The sequence below is a fragment of the Streptomyces finlayi genome, from assembly GCF_014216315.1.
In the GTDB taxonomy this organism is placed as follows: Bacteria; Actinomycetota; Actinomycetes; order Streptomycetales; family Streptomycetaceae; genus Streptomyces; species Streptomyces finlayi_A.
The window spans coordinates 1-17,332 of the sequence record NZ_CP045702.1 but is presented as its reverse complement, the minus strand read 5'-3'; the positions used below and the strand labels follow the sequence as shown (position 1 = coordinate 17,332).

At 69.2% G+C, this 17,332-nt stretch carries 21 protein-coding genes and 2 pseudogenes; 18 read left to right on the top strand and 5 right to left on the bottom strand.

From position 1 onward, the window contains the following. The first annotated feature begins 349 nt into the window (after positions 1-349). From F0344_RS00105 to F0344_RS00070, 8 genes are all read left to right on the top strand, one after another. Positions 350-688 carry a SpoIIE family protein phosphatase gene (locus F0344_RS00105; protein WP_185296825.1) on the top strand — a complete coding sequence of 113 codons (339 nt, stop codon included), beginning with the start codon at positions 350-352 and terminating at the stop codon, positions 686-688. Then, complete coding sequence (locus tag F0344_RS00100) at positions 685-1,740, top strand: cobalamin B12-binding domain-containing protein (RefSeq protein WP_258049532.1); 1,056 nt, start codon at positions 685-687, stop codon at positions 1,738-1,740. The genes F0344_RS00105 and F0344_RS00100 overlap by 4 nt, the downstream gene beginning before the upstream one ends. A gap of 503 nt (positions 1,741-2,243) precedes the next feature. Further along, positions 2,244-3,002 (top strand): heliorhodopsin HeR, encoded by a 759-nt coding sequence (gene heR / locus F0344_RS00095; RefSeq protein ID WP_185296824.1) that lies wholly within the window; start codon positions 2,244-2,246, stop codon positions 3,000-3,002. A gap of 442 nt (positions 3,003-3,444) precedes the next feature. Next, the gene (locus F0344_RS00090; RefSeq protein WP_185296823.1) at positions 3,445-6,000 is read left to right on the top strand and encodes a hypothetical protein; all 2,556 of its coding nucleotides are present in this window, start codon (positions 3,445-3,447) and stop codon (positions 5,998-6,000) included. Positions 6,001-6,036: 36 nt separating this feature from the next. After that, on the top strand, positions 6,037-6,462 hold the full coding sequence (locus F0344_RS00085) for a hypothetical protein (RefSeq protein ID WP_185296822.1): 426 nt from the start codon (positions 6,037-6,039) through the stop codon (positions 6,460-6,462). A 382-nt stretch (positions 6,463-6,844) separates the two neighbouring features. Further along, the gene (locus F0344_RS00080; RefSeq protein WP_258049531.1) at positions 6,845-7,099 is read left to right on the top strand and encodes an ABC transporter permease; all 255 of its coding nucleotides are present in this window, start codon (positions 6,845-6,847) and stop codon (positions 7,097-7,099) included. Positions 7,100-7,104: 5 nt separating this feature from the next. Continuing rightward, a complete protein-coding gene (locus tag F0344_RS00075) occupies positions 7,105-7,692 on the top strand; it encodes a TetR/AcrR family transcriptional regulator (RefSeq protein WP_185296821.1) in 588 nt (195 codons plus the stop codon). A gap of 166 nt (positions 7,693-7,858) precedes the next feature. Continuing rightward, entirely contained in the window at positions 7,859-8,281 is a 423-nt protein-coding gene (locus F0344_RS00070; protein WP_185296820.1) for a hypothetical protein, read from the top strand. 29 nt (positions 8,282-8,310) lie between these two features. Here the strand turns inward: F0344_RS00070 and F0344_RS00065 are convergent, their stop codons facing one another. After that, complete coding sequence (locus F0344_RS00065; RefSeq protein WP_185296819.1) at positions 8,311-8,934, bottom strand: NADPH-dependent F420 reductase; 624 nt, start codon at positions 8,932-8,934, stop codon at positions 8,311-8,313. A 33-nt stretch (positions 8,935-8,967) separates the two neighbouring features. Beyond that, positions 8,968-9,702: an SDR family NAD(P)-dependent oxidoreductase gene (locus tag F0344_RS00060; protein ID WP_037738440.1), complete on the bottom strand. Its 735-nt coding sequence runs from the start codon at positions 9,700-9,702 to the stop codon at positions 8,968-8,970. Positions 9,703-9,845: 143 nt separating this feature from the next. Between F0344_RS00060 and F0344_RS00055 the strand changes: the two genes are divergently transcribed. Next, positions 9,846-10,457: a TetR/AcrR family transcriptional regulator gene (locus F0344_RS00055; protein WP_185296818.1), complete on the top strand. Its 612-nt coding sequence runs from the start codon at positions 9,846-9,848 to the stop codon at positions 10,455-10,457. Positions 10,458-10,842: 385 nt separating this feature from the next. After that, positions 10,843-11,997 (top strand): annotated as a pseudogene (gene cimA, locus F0344_RS00050) (citramalate synthase); the annotation flags it as partial. Here the strand turns inward: cimA and F0344_RS00045 are convergent. Continuing rightward, a pseudogene (locus F0344_RS00045) lies at positions 11,972-12,326 on the bottom strand (transposase); the annotation flags it as partial. The pseudogenes cimA and F0344_RS00045 sit on opposite strands and share 26 nt — an antisense overlap. Positions 12,327-12,332: 6 nt before the next feature. Between F0344_RS00045 and F0344_RS37015 the strand changes: the two are divergent. Further along, positions 12,333-12,461, top strand: coding sequence for a hypothetical protein (locus F0344_RS37015; RefSeq protein ID WP_445585686.1), 129 nt, complete (start codon positions 12,333-12,335; stop codon positions 12,459-12,461). Positions 12,462-12,638: 177 nt separating this feature from the next. After that, positions 12,639-13,028, top strand: coding sequence for a hypothetical protein (locus F0344_RS00040; RefSeq protein ID WP_185296817.1), 390 nt, complete (start codon positions 12,639-12,641; stop codon positions 13,026-13,028). A gap of 209 nt (positions 13,029-13,237) precedes the next feature. On the opposite strand, the gene F0344_RS00035 is transcribed toward F0344_RS00040, so the two are convergent. Further along, positions 13,238-13,459 (bottom strand): hypothetical protein, encoded by a 222-nt coding sequence (locus F0344_RS00035; protein ID WP_185296816.1) that lies wholly within the window; start codon positions 13,457-13,459, stop codon positions 13,238-13,240. Positions 13,460-13,552: 93 nt separating this feature from the next. Here F0344_RS00035 and F0344_RS35225 point away from each other — a divergent pair, with 93 nt between their 5' ends. The 6 genes from F0344_RS35225 to F0344_RS00010 all read left to right on the top strand — a co-directional run bounded on the left by F0344_RS35225 (position 13,553) and on the right by F0344_RS00010 (position 16,253). Further along, positions 13,553-13,756, top strand: a complete 204-nt coding sequence (locus F0344_RS35225; RefSeq protein ID WP_258049530.1) for a hypothetical protein — start codon at positions 13,553-13,555, stop codon at positions 13,754-13,756. Between the two features lie 10 nt (positions 13,757-13,766). Further along, positions 13,767-13,922 (top strand): hypothetical protein, encoded by a 156-nt coding sequence (locus tag F0344_RS35220; RefSeq protein WP_258049529.1) that lies wholly within the window; start codon positions 13,767-13,769, stop codon positions 13,920-13,922. After that, positions 13,922-14,458: a hypothetical protein gene (locus tag F0344_RS00025; RefSeq protein WP_185296815.1), complete on the top strand. Its 537-nt coding sequence runs from the start codon at positions 13,922-13,924 to the stop codon at positions 14,456-14,458. Before F0344_RS35220 ends, F0344_RS00025 begins: the two co-directional genes overlap by 1 nt. A gap of 91 nt (positions 14,459-14,549) precedes the next feature. Then, complete coding sequence (locus F0344_RS00020) at positions 14,550-15,050, top strand: S1 RNA-binding domain-containing protein (protein ID WP_185296814.1); 501 nt, start codon at positions 14,550-14,552, stop codon at positions 15,048-15,050. A 242-nt stretch (positions 15,051-15,292) separates the two neighbouring features. Next, positions 15,293-15,787: a hypothetical protein gene (locus F0344_RS36425; RefSeq protein WP_185296813.1), complete on the top strand. Its 495-nt coding sequence runs from the start codon at positions 15,293-15,295 to the stop codon at positions 15,785-15,787. A gap of 238 nt (positions 15,788-16,025) precedes the next feature. Further along, a complete protein-coding gene (locus tag F0344_RS00010; protein ID WP_185296812.1) occupies positions 16,026-16,253 on the top strand; it encodes a hypothetical protein in 228 nt (75 codons plus the stop codon). A gap of 512 nt (positions 16,254-16,765) precedes the next feature. Here F0344_RS00010 and F0344_RS00005 read toward each other — a convergent pair. Then, entirely contained in the window at positions 16,766-17,134 is a 369-nt protein-coding gene (locus tag F0344_RS00005; protein ID WP_185296811.1) for a hypothetical protein, read from the bottom strand. Positions 17,135-17,332: the final 198 nt, after the last annotated feature.

The window sequence follows — 17,332 nt, the reverse complement described above, 5'->3', positions numbered from 1 at the left end:
ATCGCGTGAGGGGTGATGCTGTCTCAGTTTCGTGAGTTCTGATCCGCTGGTCGATGGGTGTTGGTGTGCTCGGGGGTGTGGATCAGACATGGCAGGGTCCGACTCCGGAAGGGGCGGGTGGTGATTCGAGTGGGGCTTTGCCGGCTGTGTCGGTTCGGGCGTTGCGGGGGCCTGTGGTGCGCCGTCTGCTGGCCCTGCGGCGGGAGGGGAAGCTCACCACTGGGCAGGTGAGGTCGGCGGCGGGCGTGCTGGGGGTGCGGGAGCGTGCGGTGTGGCGGTGGCTGGCGGCCGCCGAGCGGGACGAGGCCGCGGCCACCTCCCACCACTGGTGCTGCGCAAGGACGGCGCGGTGGAGGAAGTGCACATAGGCGGGACACTGGTCGGCGCCCTGCCCGACCCGGACTTCCACCAGACGGAGATCCGGCTGGCGGCCGGCGAACTACTGCTGTTGTACAGCGACGGTGTGACCGAGGCGAGCGGCGGGCCGACGGAGCAGGAGATGTACGGCGAACGACGGTTGATGCGCGACCTGGCCGCCTGCCTCGGCATGCCGGCCGGCGCGGTCGCCGAGCGTATCGACCTGCGCAGCGGGCAGTGGCTGGCCGGAGGCGACCATGACGACCTCGCCGTTCTGGCCGTGCAGGCTGCGGCCCCTGCGGCGCCGACGGACGGGGGGCAGTCGCAGTGACCGCCGAGCGCTCCGACGCCATCGAGAGTGTCCGCACGGCCTTCGACGACCACCTGGCCCGAGCGGACGAGACCGCCGCCGTGGCACTCGTCCTGGAACTTCTCGCCAGCGGCGTCAGCGCCGAGGACGTGCTGCTCGGCCTGATCGCACCCGCCCAGGCAGCGGTTGGCGAGCACTGGGTGACCAACGAGTGGAGTGTGGCCCAGGAACACGCGGCCACCCATGTCAGCAACCGGGCAGTCTCCGCACTCGCCGCCGCGACAGCGGTCCCCGACCATCCTCTCGGGAGCGTCGTGGTGGCCTGTCCGGACGGCGAATGGCACACCCTGCCCGCCCACATTGTTGCGGAGGTGCTGCGACTGCGCGGCTTCACGGTGCGGTTCCTCGGTGCCGGGGTACCCACGGCACACCTGATCTCGTATCTCCATCAGAACGGCTCTGATCTGATCGTCCTGTCGTGCATGCTGGCGGTGCGCCTGCCCCGGGTGTACCACACGATCGAGGCGTGCCGACTGGCGCGTGTCCCGGTCATGGTCGGTGGCGCCGGCTTCGGACCGGACGGCATCTGGGCCCGTGCGCTGGGTGCCGACCTCTACGCGCGCACCGCGGTGGACGCCGCGGACCTGCTGGTGGGACAGTGGCCGCCGCCGCTGTCCGGGGAGCCCGCACTGGACCACCTGGCTGACGGGGAGTACACCCAACTCGTCAGCCGTCGCGGTGAGCTTCTGCGGCACCTGGCCGACCACCTGCGCCGGCACTTCCCGCCGATGGGCCGGTGCGCCGACGACCGGTACGAGGCCGCTGTCGAGGACCTGGGGTTCCTGGTGGATTTCCTCGCCGCGGGTGTCTTCGTCGACGACCCGCGCGTGTTCACCGACTTCCTGCTGTTCCTCGCCGGTGTGCTGGCCCACCGCGGTATACCGCCGGCCGGCCTGGACCTGGCGGTCCAGGCCCTCTGCGAGCCGTTGAGTGATCTTCCCCGCGCCCTGACCCATCTGGCCGCGGGCCGAGGACGACTGGAGCGGGCCGGACACACCTGGGCGGACGCCTGATCCCTGCGGCAGATTCGGGACACGCACGCGTACCGGGCGATCGGCTCATCCGGTGATCACCGGCGGTGGTGCCGCTCGGGCTGGCGCTTGCCGGACGCGAGCGCACCTCCTTCCGGGACTGTGCCGAGGCACCGGACCGTGCGCTAGCTGTCCTGTCCCGGGAGGTTGTGGACAGTGGCGATGATCATCTTCGGGGGGCCTTCGGCAGAGGGCAACAGTCATGCCGGGCCCAGAGGCCAGCGGTCGCGTTGCAGGACCGCGAAAGAGTTAACGGGCCACATCAGCACCGCAGGGGATGGGGGGCGAACTCGCTCTCGGCGCGCGGACCGTCCCGGAGAGCGGCGGGTGCGGCGGCGGGTGCGGCGGTTCGTTGTGCCACTCGTGTGGCTTTTGGCGGGGCAGCGACGTGATTGCCGTCATCCCCACCCGGACGGGACGACCATGCAGACGTACTGCGGCGCCGACCCTCGGGAGGAATTTTGAGAAGAGAGGACGGCACACCGGTGGCCACCGGTGTCACCGCCGAACGCCTCGCCGGGCTCCGTGCGTGGAACGTGGGGCTCACGCTGCTGCACCTGGTCCAGGCCCTGGCGATCCTCTTCCTCGCCGGCAGCTTCTCGATCACCGTCACCTCCTCTCTGCCCGAGGGGCCCCCAGGGACGAAGGCGCCTGCCCCCGAAGCACTGTTCGACGTGCCGATCGGCTGGGCCGTCGCCGTCTTCCTCACCCTCGCGGCACTGGACCACCTGCTGACGGCGACGGTGTGCCGCGGCACCTACGAACGCGACCTCAGACGCGGCATCAACCGATTCAGGTGGCTGGAGTACGCGCTGAGCGCGACCCTGATGGTGCTCCTCATCGGCTTCTACTCGGGCATCACCAGCCTCAACGCCGTCATCGCCGTGATCGGCGCCAACGTCGGGATGATTCTCTTCGGCTGGATCGAGGAGGAGATGAACCCGCCGGGACGGGTGGTGACCACGATGCTCCCGTTCTGGTTCGGGACGCTGGTCGGTGTGACGCCGTGGCTCTCGATCACGTACAACATCGTCGCGACCGGGGCCATCCCCGGCTTCGTGTACGGGATCGTTCTCGTCCAGGCCGCCCTCTTCTTCAGCTTCGGTCTCAACCAGTGGCTCCAGTACCGCGGAGTCGGCCGGTGGTCCGACTACGCATACGGGGAGAAGGCCTACCTGGTTCTCAGCCTCGTGGCGAAGTCACTTCTGGCCTGGCAGATCTTCACCGGCTCGCTGGCCGGCTGAACCTCCTTCGTCCGGGGTGGTTCCCCGGCCCCCACGCCACGCGACCGCCTTTCCACGCGTCGCTGTTCCGCCAGGGAGGACTCCTGACGCGGTGTCGCGGGTTCGAATCCTGCCGGAGGCTTGGAGAAGCAGCGGGCCCTGACCCCGTCTGCTGCTTTCTGCGGTGCGGGTTCACTGTCGCGGGGTGAGAGATCGGGATAGGTGCACTGTTCTGGGTGGTATCGCATGACGGGTGACGTTGTCTCAGGCTTACTTCACCCTCCGACCCCTCGCCCGCTACGGCACGGAACGCCTGAAGCGCCACTCGGTCGTCTTCAGCTGACAGGGCCCCGTATCCGTGGTCCGCGTCAGGCATGTTCCGGTCCGGTTGCCGGTCGTACCTCCTCATGGGAACGTGAGATGGGGGTTGACTGCTTGGTCGAGGTACGTCGAGGTACTGCCCATGGATGCCAAGATCGTCGAACGCAAGGGCCTCCAACTGGCGGAGGATCCCCGTCTCCTCTCCCCGCCCCGCGTGGACCAGCCGGTCTATCAGTGCGCCACCTCCGTGGTCGTCTTCGACTACGTCCCCGGTGCCGACGTCGAGGTCGAGGTCGACGGCGTCGGCGCACCGGTGGTCAACGGTGGCTGTCCCTGGCCCCTCGGCGTCACCGTGCCCCTGCCTGGCGCTCTGGCGGCGACCCAGGAGGTGCGGGCGCGGCAGACGACTGCGACGGCGCAGAGCGACTGGTCCGCCCCGGTGACGGTCCGTGACCACACCGTGGACTTCCCCGCGGGTCCCCCGCGGCCGCAGATCAATCCCGCTCCGGTCCATGCCTGCGGCGTCCGCACGGGTGTCACCAATCTGCTGACCGGCGGGAACGTCTGGATCACCGCTAACGGCACCGAGGTCGGCCGGCAGGATGGCTGCGGGCCGGTACAGGGTGTGGACGTGAGCCCGGCGTACGCCCTCGCGCAGCAGGCACGCGCCTGGTTCGAGTTGTGCGGGGACCCGAGTCCGCCGTCCGTCGGGCACAACGCGCTGTTCCCGCCGCAACCGCTGCCCGCGCCGACCGTCGACTCGGTCTACGGGAGCGACCCCCAGCAGGTGGTCGTGCACGGCGTCGTGAACGGTGCGAAAGTCACCGTCTACCGTGGGGGCACGCCACTGGGTACCTGGGGCTGTTGGGGCGGGACGCTGGCCGTCGGCGGACTGGGCCCGTTCACGACTGCGGAACCGCCAAGCGCGACGCAGGCGATGTGCCCGGAGGACCCGCCCAGCCTGCCGGGTATCGGGACGGTGCTGCCATGTTCCAGTCTGCCGCCGCCTCAGGTCGGCCCGGTGCAGGCCGGGGACGCGCACATCACGCTCTCCGCGTTCGTCCCCGGTGCGGTCGTCCGCGCGTGGCTCGACGGAACGCTCGTGGGCGTCGGCGGCGGACCGATGGTGACGCTGACCAAGACCGTGGCCCATGGTGACACCCTGCACGTGGTCCAAGACCTCGGCGGCTGTTACGGCCTGTACGCCGTGGAGATCCGCGTGGCCTGCGTGGACCCGCCGAGCGCGGGAAACCCGTCCTGGCTCGACCTGTTCCCGGTGGGCCGGCTCGAATACGGCGTCGGCGGCAACAAGGGCAGCGTCTACTATCCGGCTCAGGACGACGGCGTGAACCAGCCGTTCAACCAGCGGCTGTCGGCGCTGGGGCGGGTGCCGATTGTCTTCATGGCGCACGGCATGCACTCGGCCTCTGACCCGAGCTACCTCGGTTACGACTACTTCCAGCACGACCTCGCGAAGATGGGCGTCATCGCCGTGTCCATCGACTGCAACGCCCTGAACAACGGTGCCAGCGGGTTCGCCAATATCGAGGACCGGGCGGACCTGATCATCGAGAACATCAAGCACTTTCAGGCGGTCGACGCCGATCCGGGTTCAATGTTCCACCACAGCATCGACTTCGGCCGGGTGGGATTGATGGGCCACTCCCGGGCCGGGGAGGCGGTGGTGATCGTCCCCAGCCTCGTCTCCCTCCCCGGCGTCACCATCAGGTCGGCCCTCTCGCTGGCCCCCACCAACTGGGCGAACTACGACGGTCTGCCGAGCGTCCAGCCCGCTCCCAGCCACGCGTTCATGACTCTGCTGCCGGCGGGCGACGGCGACGTATCGTCCAACAACGGCGCGCAGTTCTACGACCTGGCCGCGCCCGGGCCGTTCAAGTCCCAGCAGTACGTCGACTTCACCAACCACAACTTCTTCAACCGGCAGTGGCTCGATGACGACAGTCTGTGGACGCCGCCTCAGCCCGCGGTGATCGACCGGGCGGACCACGAGCGCATCCTGGCGGCGTACGGCTGTGCCCTGTACCGGTCCACCCTGCTGGGGCACGGCAGTGCCACCGCGTATCTCGACGGTTCGGTGCTGCCCGCAGGAGTACTCACCCACTACGTCCACCTGGCCTTCGCGCGACAGGACGTGCTGACGGTCGACAACCATCAGGACGGGAACACCATCGAGAAGAACTCCCTGGGACGGCCGACCGCGCAGTTGTCCGGTCTGAGCGCGGACGAGTTCCCCTTCCAGCAGGTCCCCGGGGCCTTCAACGACTCCTTCTACGGTGAGACAACCGGCATGGTGGCTCTGGCGGGCGCCGGTGGCCGGACCTTCCGGTCCGAACTCACCGAGCCCACCGATCTGGTGGGCACCGAGCTGTGGATCCGTGCCGCCGAGGTGACGGACGGATCGCAAGTTCCCCCGGGTGCCACCGGGTTCGAATTGGGCGTCGAGGACACGAACGGCAACCGGGCCTGGTTGGACTCCGACGTGGTGGGCGGACTTCCGCGTCCGTATCCGCGCAACCCGGGTCTGATCAAGTCGATGCCGACGACGCTGCGCTTCCATGCAGGATGCTTCGGCAGGGAGGAGCGGCTGCGGCTGGACGAGATCGTGGCCGTCCTCATCCGCTGCAACCGCGAGGACGAGCGAGACCTCGCCTTCGACGATCTCCAGATCGTCAAGTAGCCGAGCCCGCGCCCCGGGACGGAGAGGAGGCGGAACATGTCAGTCGATGCCGGTTCCGAACTGCCGGGTCGTTCCCGGCCGGACTGGAACCTCCCCGACGTGCTGGACATCCGGTTTCTCGGACGCCGGCTCTACGAGAGGCGCCCGCCGCGCAACTTCCGGTCCGCCCTGGCTGACCGCACCGAAGCGGTCGAGTTCCTGGTCACCTTGAGTGGCCCGGTCCCTGCCCGCGCCCTCGGCCCCGCCCTGTTCATCGGAGACGTCCGCGTCGTCGAGTGCTCCCCGGCGACCGAACCCGGAGCCGGGGCTGAAGGCGAATACCGGCTCCGCTTCCAGTACACGGATCCCGACCGCCTTGCCGAACTGGCCTCCGGCACCCCGATCACCTGGGGCTGGGCGGACACCCCGGACCCCGACCGTCGCACCACTGGCTTCCGCTACACCACCGAACCGGACGCCTGACTTGGAGCACGGCCACGGGCCGGGAGGTCGTTGACCAGAGCCAGGGCTGCCGTCAGACCGGTGGCAGATCGTCCGGATCCGCATCCCGTGCAGGCATCAGCTCGAACCCTGGTCTGCCCGCGCTTTGTGCCCGGCGGGCTTCAGGACCGGCGGGGCCGCTTGCCAAACCTACCTATCGATAGGTAGGTTTTAGGTATGGGCAATGTCGCCACCTCATCCATCCGTGCCGTCGGGCTCGGCCGGGACTTCGGAGCATCCGGCTCGCCCGCCCCGGCGCCGACGGCGAGACGCTCACCCTGGCCTCCGCCGGCCTCCGCCGGCCTCCGCCGGCCTGGCCGCCGCGGTCGGCCTCCACACCGGCAACAGCTCGGCGGTCGGCTCCGTGACCCTCGTCTTCTTCCCACTCTCCTTCTTCACCGCCACCTTCGTCCCGCGTGACCAGCTCGGCGGCTGGATGGCCCACGCCGCCGACATCAACCCGCTCACCCCGCCGCTGGAAGCCATGCGCAGCCTGCTCACCGCACCCTGGAACGAGCAGAACCTGCTGCCGGGCGCCCTCGTCGCTCTCGCCATCCTGGTGGCGGGCGCCGCCGCGGCCCACCTCACCCTGACCCGCCGTACCCGTACAGGAGTCTGACCACCATGCCCCGCCAGAGCGACACCCGCGCCCGTGCCCGCGACGAGTTCGCCCGCCGACTCGCCGACTACGGCTACCTCGGCGTCTCCCTCGACGACATCGCCAAAGCCGTCGACGTGAAGAAGGCCAGCCTCTACCACCACTTCCCCGGCGGAAAACCCGCCCTGTTCATGGAGGTGGCCGACCACTACACCAAGGAAGCCTCGGCCCTCCTCCAGAGCGCACTCGCCACCCCCGGCACCCTGCGCGACAAGCTCCTCGCCCTCGCCGCCTCCTACGCCCGGGGCACCTACAACTCCGCGCTCAGCAACCAGATCTACTACGCGACCCGCCACCTCGAAGAGGACCAGCGCGCCGAGGTCTCCCACGCCTACGTGCGCGGCCTCATCCAGCCCGTCACCGACCTCATGGTCCAGGCGGTGGCCACGGGCGAACTGCGCGAAGCCGACCCGGGCTTCCTCGCCACCGCCTTCATGGAGCTCGCCGCCACCGTCCACCCCCCACAGGACGACTGCACCCCGGCCACCACCGACCGCCTGGCCCAGGACGTCGTCGACCTCTTTCTGCGCGGAGCCGGCCCGGACACCCCCTGACCCGAGCCCTCAGCCCTCAAGCACCCGGCCATGACACCCTTTTATGGATCATGCGCGGCGTCCGTGCGCCACCAGTTTCGTGAAGATCCACCCGGATGTGCGGATGCGGGGTGCATGTTCGGGCGTGGCGGTTCTGTAACCGCTGACACTGCCATGCACGGGGAGGGTGTCGACGGAAGCGCGGATCGGCGTCGATCCGCTCTGGCTCCACCGCGGCTCCGGCCAAGGCGAGAAGCGACTGCGCCGGCAGGTCCGCAAGCCCAAAGAGGTGCGGGCCGCCGACGCCGAGGAGATCGCCCAGCTGAAGACCGGCGTCGAGGTGCTGGTCGGCGCCCTGCACCAGTCGATGACGGAGAACCGTCTGCTGCGCCGGCAGCTCGCCGACCGCACTGGCGTGGTCCGCACGCTGCCCACGCAATCCCGCATCGGACACACCACACATCCGCTGTATCCGACCTCATGCCCTCCTCGGACTGCTGATCGTCTCCCGCGCCGGGAACGCGGTCGGCATCGGCTGTCCGCCGCCTATGGCGCGCTGCCTACTCCTGATGACCCAGCCTCACGATCACGGTCGGGTCGCCCCCGCTGAGCGCCTTCGGTGATCCGTCAACCGTTTACTCAGAGGGGAAGTTCGGTGATGCTGAGGGCGAAGTCCAGGTTTCCCACCCCGTGGTTGGCGAGGCCTACCGTGACCACCCCCGCTCCTTCCAGCCAGTGCGCCATTTTCAGGCCGCCGACGTCCAGCGGGCGCAGCCCGAGGCTCTCGACGAACGCCTCCACACTTGCCTTGGCCTGCGCATTGTCGCCGGCGATGAAGACGTCGGGCCGCCCCTTCTCCAGGACATGGCGGAAGACGGTGTTGAACGCCTTCACCACGCTGGCGCCGGCCGGGGCCGCTTTGGCGACTTCCTGCGCGATCGAGGTCTCCTCCCGGTGGGCCAGCCCGTCGAACGTGGAGTTGAAGGGATTGCTGATGTCGACGATGACCTTGTTCGCGAGAGCGTCTCCGTACTGGGTGACGGCCGGCATGACCCCGCTGTGCAACAGGGCCACGATGACGATGTCCCCGGCCGGGGCGGTGCCCCATTCTCCGGTCGTGGCGCCGTCGCCGAGCGCCTTGGCCAGGCCGGCGGCCTTGGACTGATCGCGGCCCATGACCTCGACGGTGTTGCCGCCCGCTGTGGCCCGCGCGCCGATGGTGCGGGCCATGTTCCCGGTGCCGATGATGCTGATGCTGCTCATGAGATGTCCTGCCCTGGTTGTGTGTTGTCCGGTTCAGATGGCGGTGGTGCCGCCGTCGGCGACGAGTTCCATGCCGTTGACGTAGCTGGAGTCGTCGGAGGCGAGGAAGAGGGCGGCGGTGGCGATTTCGTCGGGGCGGCCCATCTGGCCGCGGGGGATGAGGGACTCGAACTGGCGCTTGGTGGCCTCGTCGAAGAGTTCTTCCTGCTTGGCGGTGGCGACCTGACCGGGGGTCAGGACGTTGACGCGGATGCGGCGGTCCTTGAGCTCGTTGAGCCAAATGCGGGCCCAGGCCTGCTGGACGGCCTTGCTGCCGGCGTAGACGCTCCACCCGGGGAAGGCGCCGAGGGAGGCGTTGGAGCCGGTCATGAGGATGGAGCCGCCGTCGTTGAAGAGCGGGAGGGCCTTTTGGACGGTGAACAGGGTGCCGCGGGCGTTGAGCCCGAACCAGGTGTCGAACTGGGCCTCGGTGATCTCGCCGAGCGGGGCGGGCTCGCCCCCGCCGGCGCTGGCCCACAGCACGTCGAGGCTGCCCTTCTCCCGCTTGACGGTGTCGTACAGGCGGTCCAGGTCGTCCAGGTCGGCGGCGTCGCCCTGGACGCCGGTGACGTTGCGGCCGATCTGCTTCACGGCCTCGTCCAGGGCGTCCTGGCGGCGGCCGGTGATGAAGACGTGCGCTCCCTCGTCGACGAACAGCTTCGCGCCGGCCAGCGCCATGCCGGTGGTGCCGCCGGTGATGACCGCGACCTTGCCGTCGAGCTTTCCCATGGTCATTCCCTGGGTTGGTGGTGCCGTGTGTGCCTGAGGCGACGGTGCTAAGTACACCGCTCTGTGTGCTTAACGTGCGCGGCGGGTGGTCAGGGCGCAAGCTATGTACACCGGTCGTTACCTAGCCGCGGTACGATGGAGCCATGACGGAGTTGGAGAAGGGCCCCACGGGCCGCCGCCGCGGCCGGGGCGCCCGCGAGCGCATCATCAGCGCGTCCCAGCAACTGTTCCGCGAGCAGGGCATCAACCGCACCGGCATGGACCAGCTCTGCGCGGCGGCCCAGGTGTCCAAGCGCACGGCCTACCAGCACTTCACCGGCAAGGACGAACTCGTCGCCGAGTACCTGCGCCGGTTCGACCCCTCCGTTCTGTCCGGCGTGTTCGACCGCACCGACCTCACGCCCCGCGAACGGCTCCTCGCCGCCTTCGACATCCCCCCCACCACGCCCCTGTGCCCCTACATCGCCGCCGCCGTCGAACTCCACGATCCCCAGCACCCCGCATCCCAGTACGCACGCGACTACAAGAAGGCCGTCGCCGCGCGGCTCGCCGACACCGCCCGCGAGGCCGGCGCCGCCGACCCTGAACAGCTCGGCGAGCAGCTCGCGCTGCTCATCGACGGCGCCGCTGCCCGCACCCGGGTCCTCAACGCCGACGCCTTTCCCACCGCCGCCGCCATCGCCGCCGTCCTCATCGACAACGCCATCCCCGCCACAGCCGGCGATGACCGGCGACCGGAGGAAGTGTCAGGCTGACTTGGCACTCCCCGGCCGGGCTGGGGCATCAGGAGTGTCCGCCCGAGGAGGGCCACGGGGTTTGTTCCGCAGTCCTGAACGCTGCGCAACACCGGGTACGGGGCGGGGACCGCATACCGGGCCGGAGCGGTTGGCCGCGTTCCGTATCGCGAGACGGCCTTCCCGCGGTGGCTGGGCCGTGTGAGAATCCCTGCCATGCAGCGCCAGCTCATTATTAGCGGCAGCGTGCTGGCACCGAGTTGACCTGGGGGCGATCCCTCCCAGGCGGCCATCGCCCGCACGCAGACCTCTCGCATTTCGCGAGGGGTCTTTTTTTGTTTTGCCATCAGCGACCTGACACAGCGGCCTCACCAGGCCCAGCAGCCCAGGACAGGGAAAACCCGCCATGACCCATGACGCCTTTCATGTCTTCGACACCACCCTGCGCGACGGAGCACAGCGCGAGGGCATCAACCTCACGGTCACGGACAAGCTGGCCATCGCCCGGCATCTCGACGGCTTCGGCGTGGGATTCATCGAGGGCGGCTGGCCCGGAGCCAACCCGCGGGACACGGAGTTCTTCTCCCGCGCGCAGCAGGAGCTCACCTTCAAAAACGCACAGCTCGTCGCCTTCGGCGCGACCCGCCGTCCGGGCGCGCGAGCCGCCGATGACCCACAGGTCAAAGCGCTCCTCGACTCCGGCGCCCCCGTCATCACGCTGGTCGCCAAGTCGCACGGCCGACACGTCGAACTCGCCCTGCGCACGACCCTGGAGGAGAACCTGGAGATGGTCCGCGACACCGTCTCCTTCCTGCACGAGCAGGGGCGTCGGGTCTTCGTCGACTGCGAGCACTTCTTCGACGGCCACCAGGCCGACCCGGAGTACGCGAACTCGGTGGTCCGGGCCGCATCGGACGCCGGCGCCGAGGCCGTCGTCCTCTGCGACACCAACGGCGGCCGCCTGCCCGCCCAGGTGCAGGCCGTCGTCTCCACCGTGCTCGCCGAAACCGGCGCCCGGCTCGGCATCCATGCCCAGGACGACACCGGCTGCGCCGTCGCCAACACCCTCGCCGCCGTCGACGCCGGCGCCACCCACGTCCAGTGCACCGCCAACGGCTACGGCGAGCGGGTCGGCAACGCCAACCTCTTCCCCGTCGTCGCCGCACTGGAGCTCAAGTACGGCATGAAGGTACTGCCCGAGGGCAGTCTGCGTCAGATGACCCGTGTCTCGCACGCCGTCGCCGAGATCGTGAACCTCCCACCCTCCACACACCAGCCGTACGTCGGTGTCTCCGCCTTCGCCCACAAGGCGGGACTGCACGCCTCCGCGATCAAGGTCGACCCCGACCTGTACCAGCACATCGCCCCCGAGCTGGTCGGCAACACCATGCGGGTGCTCGTCTCCGACATGGCGGGCCGCGCGTCAGCGGAGCTGAAGGCCAAGGAACTGGGTTACGACGTGTCCAACGACCACGAGTTTCTGTGGCGGCTCGTGGAGCGGATCAAGGAGCGCGAGCTCCAGGGCTACACCTACGAAGCGGCCGACGCCTCCTTCGAGCTATGGTGAACAGGTCGGCCAGCGCGTCCAGGTGGCGGCGGCGGAACCGGGAGATGGACCGGAAGCCCGGGGCCTGGTCGGCGGCCAGGAACCGGAACGCGACGTCGTCGGCGCACTTGCGCTCGATCGCCCGCGATGAGCGCACCCCGGTGGTGTAGCCGTAGATCAGCAACCGCAGCATCAGCCGCGGATCGTAGGGCGGATAGCCGCGCTTCTCGGTGTAGTCGGCCCAGGACCGGCCCGAGGTCCAGCACCTCGTCGACCAGGTCGGCGACGAACCGGGCCAGGTGGTCCTCGGGCAGCCAGTCGTCCAGCGACGGCGGCAGCAGCAGGACCTGATGCGGATCGAACGCCCGAAACGTCTTGCCGACCGCCGCCGCAGGGCCCTGCGGCCGCTTCTTCTCGACCGGCTCGACCTCGAACAGCCCATCCCCACCACTCATACCGCCATCATCACGCATGAATGATGACGAACCACAGGCAGGGTGCCGGTTACTGAGACACGCTCCTAGCCCTACCGCCCGGTGTGCCAGTGCCTCCACCTGGACAGTGGTCGTAGCCGGCCCGGCTCCCGCCTCGGATACCGTGTTCCTCCACGGGGTGCCATAACGGATGTGACGCCCCCCACCGGAGGTAGTCAGCGTATGAGTTCAAAGCGCAGCAAGAATCCAGCCCTGCCCGTACTTGACGACGCATACCGACTCGCGTCGGTCAAGGACGCCGAAGAGTCCACCCGTGACTTGGCCGCGCGGCTGGCCACCACCGAACTGCGCCGCGTTTCCCACCCGGGCCGGGTCACCTGGGAGCCCACCGATCAGGCCGAGCCCGTACCGGTCCCGCCGACTGTGGTCGACGGTGACGGGGACCTGTGGCTGCGGGACCGGGGCACTGGCACCTGGACCATGCCCGAGTTCAACCCGAAGGAGTTCCCGGCCCGCTGTGGCGAGGTTCTGACGTGGAACCAGCTTGCCCGCGAGTTCGGCCCGCTTACCGCACTGGCCGACGACCGCCGCATCGGCGGCGGCCGGCGCTGACCGCGCAGCCTTCTGGGATGACCGCGCCCCTGAAGCGCCCGTTACGGGTAGCTGGGAGCTCCAGCTCACCGCCGAGCTCGACGATGGCGGCGAGCAGGTGAGCGTGGTGGTGGCGTGCGACGGCCTCGAGCAGCGTGGTGCGGGCCTGGCGCCACCCGATGCCCTCGGTGCGGCCGGCGTCGGTGGACCAGCCGGGTAGCGGTCGGCCTTCAGTTGCCGTGGTGAGCGCGCGGGCCCAGCTCGCCGATCGACTGCTGCCAGTCGGCCAACTGCCCGAGCAGGCCGCGCACCAGCTCGTCGACGGCGGCCGCCGGGCCGGCGCCGAAGGCCCGCGCTTCGGCGGCGGCCTCGGCGAGGACGTCTTCGTCCAGGTCCGCGCCGGAGGGCCACGACATCAGGGACGAGGACGTGGCCCGGCTCTCCCCGCTCAAGCACAAGAACCTGAAAGTCCTGGGCCGCTACAGCTTCACCGCCTCACCCCCACCGACCACTGACAACACCAACAGCCAGGATCAGCCGTTAACTTGACACACCCCCTGTGGGACGACACCGACTCCGACCTCACCATCGTCTTCACCGGCGGCAACGGCTGCTTCGAGATGCTGCAGGGCGAACCGATGCTGGAGTCCCGCGTCTACGCATGGCAGGAGATCGACCGCATGCCGCTGGACGAGGTCCTGGCCGTCGTCCCGGCCTTCCACCCCGCCCGGACGGACGCGGGACACTGAACTGATCGCCTTGTGCGACCGGGAAGCGGCCCACGGGAACTTCCGGGCCTGGGCGAAGATCACCCACCACCTCACCGTCAGGATGAAAGAATCCGGACGCGCACACGTGGACGAGGAACTCCTGCACTGGGCCTACAGCAAACTGAGCCACCGCCGGGCGGTCTGATGCTGGACTGCCCGAACCCGCCTCCGGTCACGGTGATCATCGACCCGCACGACGACGTGGTCCACACCCGCGCGGCCCTGGCATCCCACGCCCCGCACGAAGGACGCCTCACCGTCCACCCCACCCCGGGCGTCGACTCGGCCGTCGCGCTCGCCCACGACATCCTCGCCGCCCTGAACAAGCCCGTACCCCTGAACAGCCACCGACCACTCGACCCGGTCCCGGCCTGGACGACCGCCGCCGCCTGGATCCTGGCCACCCCCATCACCCACCTGACCTTGCTGCGCGCCCACCTGCTCACCCCGCACCGCTTCAAAGACCTCCTGGCCCTGCACCGGCGCACGGGCATCCGCCTGGTCCTCGTCTGCCACCGCCGGGCCATGCGGCCCTTCTTGGAGCCCGAGCTGCAGCAGGTGGAACACCACATCGCCGAGGCCTCAGCCCTGCTGCCCGAAGCCGAACCGGCCGCCCCGCAGCCGCAGACGCCCCCGACTGATGATCTGCGGATTTTTGTCGGTGGTGGTTCGGCATGGTGATGTCAGTGCGGTGGGTGGTGGGATTCTGCCGTTCAGTGGGTTGCCGTGAGTGACTTCTCTGCTGTCATGGATGCCGATCTGATCGCTGCGAGTGGGCGAGGCTGTCACCGGCGTTGTCGCGACGGGGCTCAATGACATCGGGGTGTACGTACACCTCGATGACGATCTGGGCCGATACCTCGGCTTCCTCCGGGTTCCCGAGATGTCCTGGACCCGTTTCGACTCGGTGGACGACATTGCCCCGGTCGGTCGGGAAATCCGCGCCGAGATCATCAGCATCGACTTCGCACAGGAGCAGGTGAGCCTGTCCATGAAGGCACTGCAGCCCGATCCCTGGCAGCACTATGCCGATACCCACAAGGGCGGGGACACGGTCTCGGGAACGGTGACCAAGCTGGTGCCGTTCGGCGCGTTCGTCCAGGTGGAAGAGGGCGTAGAGGGCCTCGTCCACCTTACCGAATTGGTCGATCACGACGTCGAGCACCCGCAGGAGGTACTCGCGGCCGGCGACCACGTCCGCGTAGCCATCCTTGACGTGGACCGCCAACGTCGCCGCATCAGCCTTTCGCTCAAACGCGCCCAAACGGAATGAGGGCAAGCGGTCCTGCATGAGCCCTCAACGATCACGCCCAGGTGCGCCTCGCCTCCACTGCGCTGACCCTCAGCGCGCGCTGAGAGGAGCCGTTGGCGCGCCTACGCAGCTACGAGCTCTGACCGAGCAAGGCGCGGCGCCAACGCGAGGGCCGCATCGCCGGCGCCCCCCAGGCCGAGTTGCCGCGCCGCGAACGCCGAGGCGGACGCGGACCGGGACGATTCCCGGGCGCTGCTGCTCCTGTGCTGCCACCCAGCGTTGTCGGAGACGAGGCCGAGCATGTCGACGCCACCAACTGGCCGCAGATCCTTGCCCTGTGCAGCCTGTTGGAGCACCTCGCGCCGAACCCGGTGGTCACCCTCAACCGTGCGGCCGTCGCGATGGTGCACGGCCCCGCCGCCGGGCCCGACCTGCCGGCGACCCTGGACTCCGACTGGCGCACCGCACACCACCATCGCCTGCTCGCAGTCCCGCGCCGTCTCCTGGAACAACTCGGCGACCACGAGGCGGCGGCCCACGCCTACCGTGAGGCGGCTCGACGCACCAGCAGCACATCGGAGCGACGCCACCTCACCTCCCGCACGGGCCCGCCTCACCCCGGACAGGGACTGATCAGCAGAGGCAAAGCGCCGACGTACTACTCGTGCACCACCGCCGTGCACGTTCAGTTGTACCCGCCTGTGCACTTTGCGGGCTCTGGCAAGATCACATCGACGGCGGCTGGGCTCATGAATTAGCCCACCGCCCCCAGCCACAAGGGAGACCGAACCCGTGAAGCAGCGGCGTCCGCGCCATCCTGATCACCCCTGACAACACCACCCTCCTGATGAAGCGAGTCCGCCCTGGACGAACCCCCTACTGGGTGTCGTCGGAGGCGGCGTCGAAGAAACCGACGCCAACACGAGGCCGCACTCCTGCGCGAGATCCGTGAAGAGATCGCCGGTGAGGCGGAGATTGTGCGCCCGTTCCACCAGCGTGAAGAACCCATCCGGCGAGACCGAACACTTCTACCTCGCCCGCATCAAGACGTGGAACTTCGCGGACCGCAGCGGCCCCGAGTTCCAGCGGGACGACCGCGGCGAGTACCTCTCGAAGAGATCCCCTCACCTCCGAAGCCCTCGCTGCCGTGAACCTGCTGCCGAGGAAATCTCCGTCGTACTGCGCGAGGTCCTCGACCACGGAGAACTGCTCGCCCCGGTGTAGCTATGCCAGGGCATACCAAGGCACCGACGGCTTGCCCCGGCGGTACTCGGGTCCCGACCACGCTGCGGCGCAGGCAGCGTGTGCGGCGCCGCTCCCGCAGCGACAGCAGAAGGTCGCGGGCCGCGATCGCGTCACCGAGGGCCGGGGTGCCGGCCGCCGAGCCGGAGACGGGTGGTGGTGGCGGACGCCACGTGTACGCGCTTGATCTGCGGACGCGGCGCGCCTCGGGCAGTTGTCGGTGAGGTAGCGCGCGACCCTTTCGGTGTTCGCCAACTGCGCGGGCTCGACACGGCTGACGTACGGAACGGCGTCGTCGGGCCGTGCCGAGGACTGTGAGGCTGCTGATCCGGTACATCGAGACCTCGGCGGAGCTCCGCCGAGATCGTGAAAAGGCCGACGGGCTTTCCGCTCTGGTCGACGGGGGATCCAGCCGCTGTCTCCTCTGCCTCTTGGAGCAGGTCGAGCGCGGTGCTGCGGCGGCCCCCGGACGCCGGTCGTGTAGGCAGCGGTCATCAGCAGCAGACGCGGGCGGCCAGAGTGTCAGCCTGCGGGCCACCCGCCAGGAAGTCCACGGCGGCTGCGCTGCGGCCGGCACGGCGTATGGTGATGGCCAGGACCCGCGTCGCGTCGCTGAGGGGACGCGGATCGCCGCTGGCCCGGGCGGCGATGAGGGCGCGGTCGGCTGTGGCCCACGCAGCCTCGGAGTGCTGTTTGACGGTGAGTTCGGTGGCCAGGACATAGGCACGGGCGACGGCCGCCTGCGCCCGCTCCCGTGTGCGGCCGGAGGTGGCGTCCCGGGTCGCCTCTGCCGTGGCGATCAGCGGGGAAGGGCACTGCCGCCGGATGAGGCCGCAGTGGGTGACGGAGCTGACTGTCCCCATGCCAGTGGGCGATGTGCGTGACGGGAACGGCCCGCAGGGCAGAGCATGTTTTCTCGCTTGGCCCGCATCTTGTTCCGCCGGATGTTCATCGGGCCGCCTGCGCGCCGACGTAGGCGGCCATTTCCAAGGCCACGCTGCGTCCGGTGACTGTCGCGAGACCGGTGACGATTCCGCAGTTGTGTTTGCTTCCCAGATCAA

Excerpts from the sequence above, each read along its gene's own strand:
- F0344_RS00055 (WP_185296818.1), top strand. The coding sequence starts at position 9,846 with ATGACGGAGTTGGAGAAGGGCCCCACGGGCCGCCGCCGCGGCCGGGGC.
- F0344_RS00090 (WP_185296823.1), top strand. The coding sequence starts at position 3,445 with ATGGATGCCAAGATCGTCGAACGCAAGGGCCTCCAACTGGCGGAGGAT.
- F0344_RS00005 (WP_185296811.1), bottom strand. The coding sequence starts at position 17,134 with ATGGGGACAGTCAGCTCCGTCACCCACTGCGGCCTCATCCGGCGGCAG.
- F0344_RS37015 (WP_445585686.1), top strand. The coding sequence starts at position 12,333 with ATGCGGATCGAACGCCCGAAACGTCTTGCCGACCGCCGCCGCAGGGCC.
- F0344_RS00085 (WP_185296822.1), top strand. The coding sequence starts at position 6,037 with ATGTCAGTCGATGCCGGTTCCGAACTGCCGGGTCGTTCCCGGCCGGAC.
- F0344_RS00075 (WP_185296821.1), top strand. The coding sequence starts at position 7,105 with ATGCCCCGCCAGAGCGACACCCGCGCCCGTGCCCGCGACGAGTTCGCC.
- F0344_RS00060 (WP_037738440.1), bottom strand. The coding sequence starts at position 9,702 with ATGGGAAAGCTCGACGGCAAGGTCGCGGTCATCACCGGCGGCACCACC.
- F0344_RS00065 (WP_185296819.1), bottom strand. The coding sequence starts at position 8,934 with ATGAGCAGCATCAGCATCATCGGCACCGGGAACATGGCCCGCACCATC.
- F0344_RS00025 (WP_185296815.1), top strand. The coding sequence starts at position 13,922 with ATGCTGGACTGCCCGAACCCGCCTCCGGTCACGGTGATCATCGACCCG.
- F0344_RS00040 (WP_185296817.1), top strand. The coding sequence starts at position 12,639 with ATGAGTTCAAAGCGCAGCAAGAATCCAGCCCTGCCCGTACTTGACGAC.